Genomic DNA, 237 nt, shown 5'->3' with positions numbered 1-237 from the left:
CACCGAGGTGGTGCGCGCCAGAACGGCGGAGGAGGCCGCGGAGCAGGCCCGGAACGCCGATCTGACCGTCGTCGTGGTGGGGGAGCGGGCCGCCGCGGGAGGGCAGGCCGACAACCCCCGGCCCGAGCTGTCCGCGGACCAGCAGGCGCTGGTGAAGGCGGTGCGGGCGAGCGGCAGGCCGGTGGTCCTCGTGGTGATCGCCGGGCGCCCGCTGGCGCTCGGGGACGCGGCGGGCAC

At 78.5% G+C, this 237-nt stretch carries 1 protein-coding gene; it reads left to right on the top strand.

The features are described 5' to 3' along the window. Window positions 1-10 precede the first annotated feature (10 nt). The coding region (locus ACSNOK_RS36190) for a glycoside hydrolase family 3 C-terminal domain-containing protein (RefSeq protein ID WP_436784888.1) at window positions 11-237 on the top strand (227 nt) is incomplete at its 3' end.

It is taken from the genome of Streptomyces sp. URMC 126, assembly GCF_051386555.1.
Lineage (GTDB): Bacteria > Actinomycetota > Actinomycetes > Streptomycetales > Streptomycetaceae > Streptomyces.
The sequence above is the reverse complement of the archived record's forward strand: the minus strand, read 5'-3'. Positions and strand labels throughout refer to the sequence as shown.